The sequence below is a fragment of the Nocardia sp. NPDC052254 genome, assembly GCF_040679495.1.
Classification (GTDB): Bacteria; Actinomycetota; Actinomycetes; order Mycobacteriales; family Mycobacteriaceae; genus Nocardia.
Genome location: NZ_JBFAUW010000016.1, coordinates 1 through 13,731, shown reverse-complemented (window position 1 = coordinate 13,731; position 13,731 = coordinate 1). Strand labels below are relative to the sequence as shown.

The window sequence follows — 13,731 nt, the reverse complement described above, 5'->3', positions numbered from 1 at the left end:
GTCAAGTGCCCCGCGGGTGTCACTCCTCGGCGAGGAGTCCGTACTCGGCGAGCAGCTGGCCGATCTCGGAGCTCTCCAATCGGCCGATGATCTTGCGGCGCACGATGTCGGGTCCCGGTATGTCGAGCGCACCGCCGTCGCGCATATGGCTGACGGCATTGAGCAGACTGCGGACGTCGTAGGTGGAGTTGAACACCTCCGGGACGCCACGTTCGATGCCGAGCAGCCGATAAGCCGCCTCCATCCCGGTCCGGACCGAGTATTCGGTGGTGAAGATGCAGTCGCGGCTCGTCTCGGCGAACTGCCCGATGAAGGCGAAGTTCACCGCGCCCTCGGGCACCACATCGGGCCGGTCCCCGGCCTGGCGCGGCATGAAGAACGAGGTCACGTAGGGCATCATCACCGGCACGCAGGTGGCGGCCTCGGCGGCCAGCCGGTCGATGTCGTCGAGTGGAACTCCCAAGTGGTACAACCATTCCCGGGTGATCTCCTCGCCGGTGCACTCCTGCATCGTCTTGTGCACATAGTCGCCGGGGCGGTCCACGAACAGCGAATACACCCACACCACGATCTGATCGTCGGGCTGCTGTTTGAAATGCGGCTGCCGGTTCACCGTCCAGCTCATCAGCCAGCGCGAGTCCTTGACGGTGACGATGCCACCGGTGACCACCTTGCCGCTGAACGGATCCCGCTTGCAGATCTTGCGGATGTATTCCGGTATCCGCCGGTCCAGCGTGGTGACGGTGGCGGACTCCCATTTCGTCTCGGGAATGTGCGAGCCGAAGACGTCGGGCCGGCCGAAGGCGGGATCGGCCGCGGCGATATGCCGCCACAGTTCCCACGCCGGTGCGGGACTCTCGTCGAGTTTCGCCGGGGTGTGCTGGTCGCCCTCGTCGGAATTCTCCACCAGTGATCCGATCGTGGTGAACAGCAGATCTCCGGGGCCCAGATCGGCGCCGCCCGCCGCCCCGTCCGACATCCAGTGAATCCGGGTGGCCTGTTTACGATCCGGGGTGATGTCGAAGTCGACGGCGGTCACCTCGGTGTCGAAGCGAACGGTCACCCCCTGATCGAGCAACCACCGGTACAGCGGCAGCACCAGCGACTCGTACTGGTTGTATTTGGTGAACTTCAGCGCCGAGAAGTCCGGCAGGCCGCCGATGTGATGGATGAACCGATGCAGATACAACTTCATCTCCAGCGCGCTGTGCCACTGTTCGAAGGCGAACATGGTGCGCCAGTACAGCCAGAAGTTGCTGTCCAGGAAGTCTTTTCCGAACACCTCGTCGATCCGCTTGTTCTCCATTTCCGCGCGGGTGGCGAGGAAGATCTTGGCGATGTCCTTCTGCGCCTTGTCGTTCAGCGCGAACAGGCCGTCGGTGTGGGCGTCCTGGCCGCGGTTCACCGTGGCCCGTTGCAGCGAGTAGTTGGGATCGTCCTTGTTGAGCCAGTAGAACTCGTCGAGCACACTGGCGCCGTGGATCTCGATCGAGGGTATCGAGCGGAACAGATCCCACAGGCATTCGAAATGGTTCTCCATCTCGCGACCGCCACGGATCACGAAACCCTTGGCGGGCTTCTTGATTCCGTCCAGCGCACCGCCGGGCAGCGGTAGCCGCTCGAGAATGGTGATGCGGTCGCCGGACAGCTGCCCGTCGCGGATGAGGAACGCCGCGCCCGACAGTGCGGCCAGGCCGGCGCCGACGAACCAGGCTGTCTTGTCGTCGACGCCCTCCGGCTTGCGGGGCCGGGCGAACGCTTCGTAGTTGCCGCTGCTGTAGTACATGGGCGTTCCTCTCCTGCGGTTGTGTGACCCCCGAGCTCCGATCCGAAATATGTGGTGCGGTGACGATCTACTACGAGTAGCGGTAGAAGCCTTCGCCGGTGGCGAGGCCGAGCTTGCCCTTGTCGATGTATTCCGACTTCAGCCACGCGGCCAGCTGCCGGCCGTCCTCGCCGCTGTTGACCAGGATGTTGTAGGGCGTGGTGAGCCCGACGATGTCGAGGATCTGGAACGGGCCGGCGGGCGCCCCGGTACCGATGCGCCACGTCTCGTCGACCGCCTTCGGCTCGGCGTAACCGCCGGCCGCCAGGGCCATGGCCGAGTTCAGGAACGGCACCAGCAGGGAGTTGAGCACATAACCGGCCTTCTCCTTGTGCAATTCGATCGGCACCATGCCGATGGCGCGGGCGAAGTCCACCACCGCCTGGTACACCTTCGGATCGGTGGCCTCGGTGCCCATCACCTCCGCGGTGTTGAAGTGCCACACCTGATTGGCGAAATGCAGGGCCAGGAATCGATCCGGGCGCCCGGTGGACTCGGCGATGTCGCTGGGCAGCAGGGTGGAGGAGTTGGTGGCGAAGATGGTGTGTTCCGGTGCCGCCGCACCGAGCTTGCGGTAGGTGTCCTGTTTGATCGACAGCACCTCGGGCACCGCTTCGATGATCAGATCGGCGTCCCGGGCCGCCTCGGCCAGATCCGCGGTGAGCGTGATACCGGCCGCGGTGGCCTCGGCCTTACCGTCGCCACCACCCGCGACCTGCTCGCGATAGGTGGTGGCCAATGTGTCGAAGCGCCCACGCGCGGCGGCCAGTGCCTCGTCGCTGATGTCGTAGGCGGTGACCTCGAATCCGTGGAAAGCGGTCTGGAACGCGATCTGCGAACCCAGGACACCTGTGCCGAGGACGGTCACCTTGCGGATGGTCGACATTCTGACTCCGTTCTGTGAAATCTGTTGCAGGACAGTAATTTACAAATTTCCGGCAGTTGCCCGGAAGCCGGCGACGAGCTGGGCGAGCTGGGCGTGCAGATCATCGACGGGGTCGTGGCCGGGATCGATTCCGGTGGCCGGGCGCACCAGTGCCAGGTGCAGGACCGCGAAGATGCAGCGACCGGTGATGCGCGCGGCCTCCCGGCGTGCGGGAGTCACACTGCCGCCGGCGGCGAGGAGAATATCGCTCAGCAGGCTCTCCAGCCGTGCCACCAGCGCCAGTCCCTGTTCGCGGTAGGTCTCCTCGGGTGGGCCGAACAGCAGTTCCCGCTGATACGCGATGGTGTTTCCCGCATTGCGATCGGCGGCCGACAGGATCGGGCGCAGCAGTGCCGTGATCGCGGCGAGGGGGTCGGGCTCGGCGCGCGCCAGCCGTTCACCCGAATCCAGTGCGGCCCGGAAATCCTCGTTGTAGACCATCAGCAGTAGTTGGCCCTTGGACGAGGCGTAGCGGAACAACGTCCCGGCGGCGATATCGGCGCGCTCGGAGATCTGCTGCGTGGTCACCGCGTGGAAGCCGTGGTCGGCAAACATCTGGGAAGCGGCGTCGAAGATCCGGCGCTGTTTATCGCGCATATTGCGAATACGACGATTCACCTGCTCTGTCTCGGATGGAGTTGTCAACGGAACACCTCCCCTCGATGCCGATAAATGAGTAGACTCATTAATGAGCATACTCATGGTAATCGCAAGTGCAACCGCGTCCAAGCATGAACCGGATCGCCGCCGTCGTCAGCCGCCCGGCACATCGCGTGCCCGGAACGTGATGCGCGGTGCCGGTACGGGCAGGGCGTTCGGCCGTGCTTCGCGACAACGGAGGAGGACCGGGATGGACGAGGCTGCGGTATCGGAACGCGAGATCACCGAACGGGTGGATCTGTGCACGGCGAGCGGCAGGCTGAATCCGGATGCGGTCGGCTGGACCCGCCGGCCGCTGCATCGCGCGAATCTGCGGGGCTGGGGGCGGTGCAAACGGTGGGAGTACTGGGGCATCGTCACCCCCGACCACATCATCGGCATCGTGCTGACATCACTGGATTACGCTGGGCTGCAAGGTATCTACCTGCTCGACCGGCGCGACGGCACCGAGGTGGTCAAGGATGTGGTGAGCCCGCTGGCGCGCGGCGTCCAGCTGCCCGATCGCAGTGGGGAGGGGACCGCCTCGGGTCATGCCGGGGACGTGGTGATCGAGTTGCGTAACGATGTGGGCGGTACCAGGATTCACGCCACCACGCCGCGTATCGATATCGATCTGCGGGCCCTGCTGCCGGTCGAGCACGAATCGCTGGGAGTCGTGGTGCCGTGGAGCGATAACCGATTCCAGTACACGGTCAAGGATCTCGGCCGTCCGGTATCGGGCACCGTCACCATCGACGGTGTCGCGCATGTGATCGACGACGGTTTCGCCGTGCTGGATCACGGTCGTGGCAAGTGGCCCTATTCGATCGCCTGGAACTGGGCGGCCGGGTGCGGTCCGGGGATCGGAATTCAGTTGGGCGGCAGGTGGACCGACGGCACCGGTGCGACCGAGAACGGGTTGTTCGTGGGCGGCAGGCTGCACAAGATCGGCGACGAACTCGAGTGGCACTACGACCGCGGTGACTGGCTGCGTCCCTGGCGGATCACCGGCCCGCGGGTGGCGGTGGAGTTCACGCCGTTCCATGTACGCGCATCGCGGACGGCACTCGGTGTCCTGGCCAACGAGACCCATCAGTGCTTCGGGCATTTCACGGGCCGGGCCTGCGCCGATGACGGTGATTGGGTGGAGCTCGACGGGCTCACCGGCTGGGCGGAGGAGGCCCGTAATCGGTGGTGATCGAGCCCCGGATCTGAAACGTCACCTGCGCTGATTTGCTATTGCGTTCTTGTTCCAGGGATGTAGCATTATCGAAACCGAGAATGAGATTTCCGACACTGCGGTCGAGGCGTAACCGGGCTCCGGGAGGTGGCCGCGCCGAGGTCGGTGCCGGCGGTAATGGCTACGGGAGCGGGGACGTCGATGATTCATGTCAGGAACGGATCCGCAGATCGATTCGGAACAGGCCGGCGAACGGGGCCGGAATGGCGATGACACTTCCGGGCTGGTCCCGCAAGGCTTCCCGGCGATCGTCGAACGGCCTGCAACTGGTCGGCGGTTTCTTCGCGATGGCCGCGGACGCCGTGCGCTTCGCCTTCCGCCGCCCGTTCCAGACCCGCGAATTTCTCGAGCAGGCGTGGTTCGTCGCCCGGGTGTCGCTGATTCCGACCCTGCTGGTGGCCATTCCGTTCACGGTGCTGGTGAGCTTCACCCTCAATATCCTGCTGCGGGAGCTGGGTGCGGCCGACCTCAGCGGTGCGGGCGCGGCGTTCGGTGCGGTCACCCAGGTCGGGCCGATGGTCACCGTGCTGATCGTCGCCGGATCGGGCGCGACGGCGATGTGCGCGGATCTGGGCTCGCGCACCATCCGCGAGGAGATCGCCGCGATGGAGGTGCTCGGCATCGATCCGGTGCAGCGCCTGGTCACTCCGCGCATGCTCGCGTCCGGACTGGTGGCGCTGCTGTTGAACAGCCTGGTCTGCATCATCGGCATCGCCGGCGGCTACGTGTTCTCGGTCTATGTGCAGAACGTGAATCCGGGCGCCTTCGCCAACGGCATCACTCTGCTGACCGGACTGAACGAGGTCGTGATCTCCGCGGTCAAGGCGGTGTTGTTCGGTCTGGTGGCCGGGCTCATCGCCTGCTATCGCGGACTGATCGTGACCGGTGGCGCCAAGGCCGTCGGTAATGCGGTGAACGAGACCGTCGTCCTCGCGTTCGTGGCGTTGTTCGTCATCAATGTCATGGTCACCGCCATCGGCATCCAGATGACGGCCAAGTGAGGGAGACCGCTGTGGTTCTGGAAGCGAGATACCCGCGTGCGCTGCGGCGGATCCGGATGCCGGTGCGGAGCCTGGGAAATATCGGCGATCACACCCTCTTCTACTTCCGGGCGTTGTTCGGCGCGCCGTTCGCGGCCTGGCGCTACAAGAAGGAGACCATCCGGCTCATCGCCGAATTCAGTATGGGCTCGGGCGCGCTCGCGGTCTTCGGCGGCACCGTGGTGATCGTCGGCTTCCTCACCCTGGCCACCGGTGGCACGCTGGCCGTGCAGGGCTACAGCTCACTGGGCAATATCGGGATCGAGGCGTTGACCGGATTCCTGTCCGCGTTCATCAATGTGCGCATCTCGGCGCCGGTGGTGGCGGGTATCGGGCTGGCCGCGACCTTCGGCGCGGGCGCCACCGCGCAATTGGGCGCCATGCGGATCAACGAGGAGATCGACGCGCTGGAATCCATTGCGATCGAGCCGATCTCGTATCTGGTGGGTACTCGCATCGTCGCCGGGATGATCGCCATCACACCGCTGTACTCACTGGCGGTGGTCGGCTCCTTCCTGGCCAGCCGGGTGACCACCGTGTTCCTGCTCGGCCAGTCCTCGGGTTTGTACGACCACTACTTCGCGACCTTCCTCAATCCGCTCGATCTGGTGTGGTCGTTCGTGCAGGCGATTCTCATGGCACTGACGATTCTGTTGATACACAGCTACTTCGGCTTCTTCGCCGCCGGTGGTCCCTCCGGTGTCGGCACCGCGGTCGGCAACGCGGTGCGGACCTCGCTGATCGCCGTCGTCTCGGTGACGCTGCTGGTCTCGCTGGCGATCTACGGTTCCAACGGCAATTTCAACCTGTCGGGCTAGGTGAGATGGCATGCTGCGCAACATTTTACGTCCGGTGGTCGGCCTGATATCGATTGCCGCGCTGGTCGGCGTGGTGACGCTGGCGGTGTTCATGTTCCGGGACGGATTCGCCGACACCGTGCGGGTGACCGTGCTCTCGCCCCGCGCGGGCCTGGTGATGTACCCCGATGCCAAGGTGAAGATGCGTGGTGTCACCGTGGGCAAGGTGGCCGCGGTCGACGAGCGTGACGACGGGACGGCCGCCATCCAGCTGGCGATAAACTCCGACCAGGTCCGCCGCATTCCGTCCAACATCTCCGTGGATATCGCCTCCAGCACCGTATTCGGCGCGAAGTTCATCGAATTCCTGCCGCCGGCACAGAAATCGGGGACCGCGATCCATGCCGGGCAGATCTTCGACTCCGGGCACGTCACCGTCGAGATCAACACCATCTTCGAACGTCTCACCGCGGTACTGGGGCAGATCGAACCGGAGAAACTGAACGAGACCCTCGGTGCCCTGGCCGGGGCGACCGACGGGCGAGGTGAGCAGGTGGGCCAGATGCTCACCGACCTCAACTCCTTTCTCGCCAAGGTGGAACCGGCGTATCCGGCGCTGAACAGTGAGATCGCCGCGGGCCCGAAGGTGGCCACGTCCTACGCCGATGCCGCACCGGATCTGACCGCCACGGCCGCACACGCCACGACCTTCGGCCAGACGATCACCGACGAGCAGAAGAATCTGGATGCCCTGCTGGTCAGCGCCATCGGGCTGGGCGATGTGGGCAATCAGGTGCTCGGTGACAACGGGCCCACGCTGGCCTCGATGCTGCATCTGCTGGTGCCGACCACGGATCTGGTCGACGAATACGGACCCGGGCTGAAATGTTCGATCGAGGGCCTGGACTATCTGGACCACGTCCCCCCGGCGAAGGTGCCGGGGATCGGCCTGACGGTCAACTTCCTGTGGGGCGCACCGGCGTACGAGTATCCACGTGATCTGCCCAAGGTGGCCGCCACCGGCGGGCCGCAATGTTCGGTGCTGCCGGTGCCGTACAACACGCACCCGCCATTCCTGGTCGTCGACGACGGCGCCGTGCCGTTCCCGAATCAGAACCGGACGGTTCAACTGGGGCCCGATCTGCTGCGGGACGTGCTCCTCGCGCCGCCCCCCGCACCGAACGGAGCCCCGAAATGAGCCCGCGCAGTGCACCACTGCTGAAATTCAGTGCCTTCGCCGTCGTGATGGTGGTGCTGTCGGCCTTCCTGGTGCTGGTTTTCGGCCAATACCGGACGGGGTCGACCAACAGCTATTCGGCCGTCTTCACCGACTCCTCGGGTGTGCGTTCGGGAGAGAGCGTGCGGGTGGCCGGTGTGGAGGTCGGCAAGATCCGCGGTGTCCATCTGCGTGACGATCAGAAGGTGGTCGTCGATTTCGACGCCGATCGCGACATCGTGCTCACCGGCGGCACCAAGGTGGCCATCCGCTATCTGAATTTGGTCGGTGACCGCTATCTGGAACTGACCGACGGTCCCGGATCGACCAAGGTGCTGCGGCCGGGCGCGCAGATCCCGCTCCAGCAGACCACGCCGGCTCTGGATCTGGATCTGCTGCTCGGCGGGCTGAAACCCGTTCTGCAGGGACTGAATCCGAACGATGTCAATTCGCTGACCTGGTCGCTGGTGCAGATCGTGCAGGGCCAGGAGAACACGATGGATTCGCTGCTGACCAAGACCGCCTCGTTCTCGTCCAAACTGGCCGACACCAGCGATGTGGTCGGCAAACTCATCGACAATCTGAACACGGTCATGAAGACGCTGTCCGACAACGGAACCCAGTTCTCCGGGGCCATCGACCGGCTCGAGCAGCTGATCACGCAGCTGTCCCAGGACCGCGATCCCATCGGCTCGGCGATCGAGGCCCTGGACAAGGGCACCGCCTCGGTCGCCGATCTGCTCACCCAGGCCCGGCCGTCACTGGCCGGTACCGTCGAACAACTCGCGCGGATCGCGCCGGCGGTGGACGACAACAAGGGTGAGTTGGATGCCGCACTGGGCCGCGCACCGGAGAACTTCCGCAAGATGATTCGCACCGGTGCCTACGGCAGCTTCATCCAGTACTTCGTCTGCGGCCTGACCATCCGGGTCAGCGATCCCTCCGGCCAGGTCGTCCAGCTGCCCTGGATCGAAACCAAGACGGGGAGGTGCGCACCGTAATGCTGCATTATCGCGGCGCTCACCTGTTGCGCCCGGGACTCGTCGGCATCGTGGTCATCGTCTGCGTGATCATGATCGGCCTGCAGTCCCAGAAATTCATCTCCTGGGGGACCACCGTCCGCTATCGAGCGCTGTTCGCCGAGGCCGCCGGACTCACCGTCGGTGACGATGTCATCGTCTCGGGTGTGCGGGTGGGCAACGTGCAGAAGATCGGGCTGGAGAACGGGGACGCCGCGGTGGTGTTCTCGGTGAATTCGACCGTCCGGCTGGGTGCCGACACCTCGGCGCACATCAAGACCAATTCGCTATTGGGCAAACGGGATCTGACCGTCGTATCGGCGGGGTCGGGCCGGCTGCGCACGCTGGACACGATTCCCGACACCCGGACCTCGGCGCCCTATTCGCTCACCGACGCGGTCGGCGATCTGACGACCAAGACCGCCGCGGTGGACACCGATGCGCTCAACCGTTCCCTCGACATGCTCTCGCAGACACTCGATCACATCGCCCCGCAGGTGGGCCCGGCCTTCGACGGACTGACCCAGCTGTCCAGGACGATCAACAGCCGCAATCAGTCGCTGCGCGATCTGCTCGGCAGTGCGAGCACGGTCACCGCGGTGCTGTCCCAGCGCAGCCAGCAGGTGAATTCGCTGATCCTGAACGCGAATTCGCTGCTGCAGGTGCTGGCGGCCCGGCGACAGGAGATCGTGCAATTGCTGGCCAACACCTCGGCGGTGGCCAAACAGCTGTCGGGTCTGGTCGCCGACAACGAATCCAAGCTGGGGCCCACGCTGGATCGGCTGAATTCGGTGACGGCGATGCTCGAGAAGAATCGTGACAACATCGGCAAGGCGATTCCGGGATACGCCAAAGTCGCTCTGACCCAGGGTGAAGCGGTGTCCGGTGGTCGCTTCTACAACGCGTACGTGGCGAATCTCATCGACGGCAACGATATTCAGCCGTTCATCGATTCCGCCTTCGGTGTGAATCCGCCTGCCCAGTTCCCGATACCGCATCCGGAGCCGCCGCGATGAAAAAGACCTGGATACTACGGATCGCCGGTGCCGTCGTCGCCGTCGTGGTGGTCGTCACCGGTGGTGTGATCGGCTATCGGGAACTGTTCGGGCCCAAGCATTTCACCGCGATCTTCAGTACCGCCACCGCCATCTACGCCGGTGACGATGTGCGGGTGGCGGGGGTCCGGGTGGGCCGCATCGCCTCGATCCAGCCGCAGGGCACCACCACCAAAATGGTGCTCGATGTCGACCGCGGCGTGCGGATTCCCGCCGATGCGAAGGCGGTGATCGTGGCGCAGAGCCTCATCGCGGCCCGCTACGTGCAGCTGACCCCCGCCTACAGAACCAGCGGGCCGACGCTGGCCGACGATGCCGTCATCCCGCTGCAGCGCACCGCGGTGCCGGTCGAATGGGACGAGATCAAATCCCAATTGACCAAGCTGGCGACGAGTCTGGGTCCCAATGGCGATTCGCAGAGCAGCTCGATGGGCCGGTTCATCGACAGCACCGCCGGCGCATTGGGCGGAAACGGCGAGAAATTACGTGCGATGCTCACCCAATTGTCCGGAGTGGGACGCATTCTCGCGGACGGCAGCGGCAATATCGTCGACATCCTGCAGAATCTGCAGACCTTCGTCAGCGCGTTGCAGAACAGCGGTACCGAGATCGTGCAGTTCGAGAACCGGCTCGCGACATTGACGAGTGTGGTCGACGACAGCAAGTCCGATCTGGATGCGGCGGTGCAGAATCTGTCGCTGGCGGTCGGCGAGGTGCAGCGGTTCGTCTCGGAGAACCGGGACAAGACCAGCGAGCAGATTCAGCGGCTGGCCAATGTGACACAGAATCTTGTCGACCATCGCGGCGATCTGGAGAATCTGCTGCACATCGCGCCGAACAGCATCGCGAACTTCTACCACATCTACAACCCCGACACCGGTACCGAGGCAGGCGTTTTCGAGCTGAACAACTTCACCAACCCGATGCAGTTCATCTGCTCGGGCGTGGGTGCCATCGAGAATGCGACCGCCGCCGAGTCCGCGCAGAAGTGCCGACAGTACCTGGGCCCGATCCTGCCGCTGATCGCGTTCAACTACCTGCCCTTCCCCTTCAGCCCGGGAATGGGTGCGGCACCGGATCCGAAGAACGTCATCTACAGCGAACCCCGCCTGGTCCCGAATGCGACCGAGCCACCATCCGGTCCGCCGCCACCGGCTTCCATCGGCGAACTACTGCAACCGTGGGGAAGGTGAACGGTATGAGGATTCGCCAGCTTGCCTTGGGGATCTGCCTGCTGTTCACCGCCGCCGGCTGCGGCTGGCACGGGGTGGACTCACTACCGCTGCCCGGCGCCACCGGGCGCGGCGCCGATGCGGCGATCTATCACGTGGAAATGGCGAATGTCGGTACGCTGGTGTCGAATTCGCCGGTGATGATGGATGATGTCACGGTCGGCAGCGTCGGTACCATCAGCGTGCGCGGCTGGCATGCCGATGTCGAGGTGTCGGTGAAACGCGATGTGGTGGTACCGGCGAACGCGGTGGCCACCATCGGTCAGACCAGCCTGCTGGGCTCCACGCACCTGGCCTTGAATCCGCCGCCCGGGACCGCACCGAGCAGGCGCCTGCGGCCCGGTGCGACGGTGCCGCTCAACCGGACCTCGACCTATCCGTCCACCGAGCAGACCCTGGCTTCGCTGTCGGTGGTCCTCAACGGCGGCGGAATGGGGCAGATCAACGACATCATCCACAATCTGAACGCGGCGTTCTCCGGACGTGAGGGCGCGATTCACGATCTGATTCCGCGGCTCGACGCGTTCATGACGGTGCTCGATCAACAGCGTGACAATCTGCTGACCACCGTGCAGCAGCTCAACCGGATGTCGGAAACCTTTGCCCAGCAGCGCGATACCGTGAGCGAGACGTTGCAGAAGATCGGCCCGGCACTGGACGTCCTGCTGAAGGAGCGGCCGAACATCACCACCGCCCTGGACAAACTGCACACCTTCAGCGATACCGCGACCGGAGTGATCTCACAGGTGCAATCGGATCTGCTGACGAACCTGCACAACGTGGAACCGGCACTGCAGCAGCTGGCCGAGGTGGCGCCCAAGATCTCGAGCGCGGTGTCGTTCCTGACGGTGTTCCCGTACGGCCAATACGGCATCGACAAGGGCATCAAGGGCGATTTCATCAACCTGTTCGCCACCATCGACCTCACCGTGCCGCGACTGCAGCGCGAACTGCTGCTGGGAACGCCCTGGGGTGATCCGAACGCGGTGGTACAGGCCATGGTCGGTGACCCCGGCTACGGAAAACAGACCAACGATCCGCTGGGGGCCCCACTGCAGCCGCCCGCCGATTCGCCGGCACCGAACGGAGGCGGCCGATGATTCTCACCCGTTTCGTGCGCGCGCAGCTGGTCATCTTCGCGATCCTCGCGGTGATCGGCATGGTCGCCATGGCCGTCCAATACATGAAGCTGCCCACCCTGGCCGGGGTCGGCACGATGAAGGTGACACTGGAACTGCCGACCTCGGGCGGTCTGTACCGCTTCGGCAATGTGACCTACCGCGGCGTTCAGATCGGCAAGGTCACCTCGGTGGACCTGACCGACGACGGGGTGAAGGCGACGCTGGCCATCGACGGCGGACACAAGATCCCCGCCGATCTGCAGGCCGAGGTACGCAGTGTGTCGGCGGTGGGTGAGCAGTACGTCGACCTGCGCCCACGGACCGACGCGGCGCCCTATCTGCACGAGGGATCGGTCATCGATGTGCGCGCGGCCACCGTGCCACAGCCGGTCGGGCCGATGCTCGACAAGCTGGACAGCCTGGTCACGAGCATTCCGAAGGACAAGCTGCACGATATGCTCGGCGAAATGTTCGCCGGGCTCAACGGCGCCGGCTACGACCTGCAATCGCTGCTCGACTCGGCCTCGAAGGTCGCCGCCGATGCCGACAAGACCGGCGACACCACCCGGGCGCTGCTGGAAGGCGCACAGCCGCTGGTGGATTCGCAGGATCAGTCCGCCGATGCCATCCGGATCTGGGCGCGCAGTCTGGCCGGGGTCACCGGGCAACTCGCGGCCGACGATTCCCAGGTGCGATCGCTGCTCGACAACGGGCCGGGCGCGATCAGGGAATCGACCCAGCTACTCGATTCGGTGAAACTGACCCTGCCGGTGCTGCTGTCGAATCTGACGTCCGTCGCGCAGCTGGGCGTGACATATCACGCCGGGCTGGAACAGATCCTGGTGTTGCTGCCGCCGGAGATCTCGATCGTGGAAGCGGTGCAGCCCACCAAGAACGCGCAGGGGCTGGGGCTGGGTGATTTCCGCATCAGTGGTGTCTCCGATCCGCCCGCGTGCACGGTCGGTTTCCTGCCACCGAACCAATGGCGCGATCCGTCTGACACCACCACCGTCGACACCCCGGACAATCTGTACTGCAAACTGCCCCAGGATTCGCCGGTGGCGGTGCGCGGTGTGCGCAACTTCCCGTGCGCGACCCATCCCGGAAAACGGGCGCCGACCGCCGAGATGTGCAACAGCGACCAGAATTTCGAGCCGTTGGCGCAGGATCAGCCCGTGGTGGGACCGTATCCGCGCGATCCGAACCTGGAGGCCCAGGGGATACCGCCGGACACCCGCCCGCTGCCGAGTCCGGCCGAGCCCGCGCCGCCACCACCCCAGCAACCGCCACTGCCGCAGTTGCCGCGGCTACCGCAACTGCCCCAGATTCCGCTGCCGCGGATTCCGGGCCTGCCGGCTCCGGCCGCCGCCCCCGCATCCGGCACCGGAAAGCCCGCTCCCTCCGTGGCATTCGCGCACTACGACCCGCACACCGGTAAGTATCTGGGCACGGACGGGACGATGTACCGCCAACAGGATCTGGCCACCACGAAACCGGCGGGCTGGAAGGACCTCGTGCTGCATTGAGTTTTTGGCCTTCGCTTCGCTCCGGCGGGGTTCGCGGCCCCTTGGTCTCGCCGTTCGGGTGCCGCTGCTTGCTCCTTCGTCGCTTGCGCAGCGGCA

Annotated in this window: 12 protein-coding genes; 9 read left to right on the top strand and 3 right to left on the bottom strand. The window is 65.0% G+C overall.

All coding sequences use genetic code 11. The annotated features are described in order from the left end of the window. Positions 1 to 19 precede the first annotated feature (19 nt). The 3 genes from AB0L57_RS28230 to AB0L57_RS28220 form a co-directional block, all read right to left on the bottom strand. Positions 20 to 1,786, bottom strand: a complete 1,767-nt coding sequence (locus AB0L57_RS28230; protein ID WP_364968341.1) for an oleate hydratase — start codon at positions 1,784 to 1,786, stop codon at positions 20 to 22. A 70-nt stretch (positions 1,787 to 1,856) separates the two neighbouring features. Further along, entirely contained in the window at positions 1,857 to 2,711 is an 855-nt protein-coding gene (locus AB0L57_RS28225; protein ID WP_364968339.1) for a 3-hydroxyacyl-CoA dehydrogenase, read from the bottom strand. 39 nt (positions 2,712 to 2,750) lie between these two features. After that, on the bottom strand, positions 2,751 to 3,395 hold the full coding sequence (locus AB0L57_RS28220) for a helix-turn-helix domain-containing protein (protein ID WP_364968336.1): 645 nt from the start codon (positions 3,393 to 3,395) through the stop codon (positions 2,751 to 2,753). A gap of 205 nt (positions 3,396 to 3,600) precedes the next feature. On the opposite strand from AB0L57_RS28220, the gene AB0L57_RS28215 reads away from it, so the two are divergent. The 9 genes from AB0L57_RS28215 to AB0L57_RS28175 all read left to right on the top strand — a co-directional run bounded on the left by AB0L57_RS28215 (position 3,601) and on the right by AB0L57_RS28175 (position 13,635). Continuing rightward, positions 3,601 to 4,587, top strand: coding sequence for a DUF2804 domain-containing protein (locus AB0L57_RS28215; protein ID WP_364968335.1), 987 nt, complete (start codon positions 3,601 to 3,603; stop codon positions 4,585 to 4,587). Positions 4,588 to 4,838: 251 nt separating this feature from the next. Further along, positions 4,839 to 5,630: an ABC transporter permease gene (locus tag AB0L57_RS28210; RefSeq protein ID WP_364968332.1), complete on the top strand. Its 792-nt coding sequence runs from the start codon at positions 4,839 to 4,841 to the stop codon at positions 5,628 to 5,630. Between the two features lie 56 nt (positions 5,631 to 5,686). Continuing rightward, positions 5,687 to 6,487, top strand: coding sequence for an ABC transporter permease (locus tag AB0L57_RS28205; RefSeq protein WP_364968611.1), 801 nt, complete (start codon positions 5,687 to 5,689; stop codon positions 6,485 to 6,487). 10 nt (positions 6,488 to 6,497) lie between these two features. Further along, complete coding sequence (locus AB0L57_RS28200; RefSeq protein ID WP_364968329.1) at positions 6,498 to 7,664, top strand: MCE family protein; 1,167 nt, start codon at positions 6,498 to 6,500, stop codon at positions 7,662 to 7,664. After that, positions 7,661 to 8,683: an MCE family protein gene (locus tag AB0L57_RS28195; RefSeq protein WP_364968326.1), complete on the top strand. Its 1,023-nt coding sequence runs from the start codon at positions 7,661 to 7,663 to the stop codon at positions 8,681 to 8,683. Before AB0L57_RS28200 ends, AB0L57_RS28195 begins: the two co-directional genes overlap by 4 nt. Beyond that, positions 8,683 to 9,717, top strand: coding sequence for an MCE family protein (locus AB0L57_RS28190; RefSeq protein WP_364968324.1), 1,035 nt, complete (start codon positions 8,683 to 8,685; stop codon positions 9,715 to 9,717). Before AB0L57_RS28195 ends, AB0L57_RS28190 begins: the two co-directional genes overlap by 1 nt. Then, complete coding sequence (locus AB0L57_RS28185; RefSeq protein ID WP_364968322.1) at positions 9,714 to 10,949, top strand: MCE family protein; 1,236 nt, start codon at positions 9,714 to 9,716, stop codon at positions 10,947 to 10,949. Before AB0L57_RS28190 ends, AB0L57_RS28185 begins: the two co-directional genes overlap by 4 nt. A 5-nt stretch (positions 10,950 to 10,954) precedes the next feature. Beyond that, positions 10,955 to 12,088, top strand: coding sequence for an MCE family protein (locus tag AB0L57_RS28180; RefSeq protein WP_364968319.1), 1,134 nt, complete (start codon positions 10,955 to 10,957; stop codon positions 12,086 to 12,088). Then, positions 12,088 to 13,635, top strand: a complete 1,548-nt coding sequence (locus AB0L57_RS28175; protein WP_364968609.1) for an MlaD family protein — start codon at positions 12,088 to 12,090, stop codon at positions 13,633 to 13,635. The genes AB0L57_RS28180 and AB0L57_RS28175 overlap by 1 nt, the downstream gene beginning before the upstream one ends. Positions 13,636 to 13,731 lie beyond the last annotated feature (96 nt).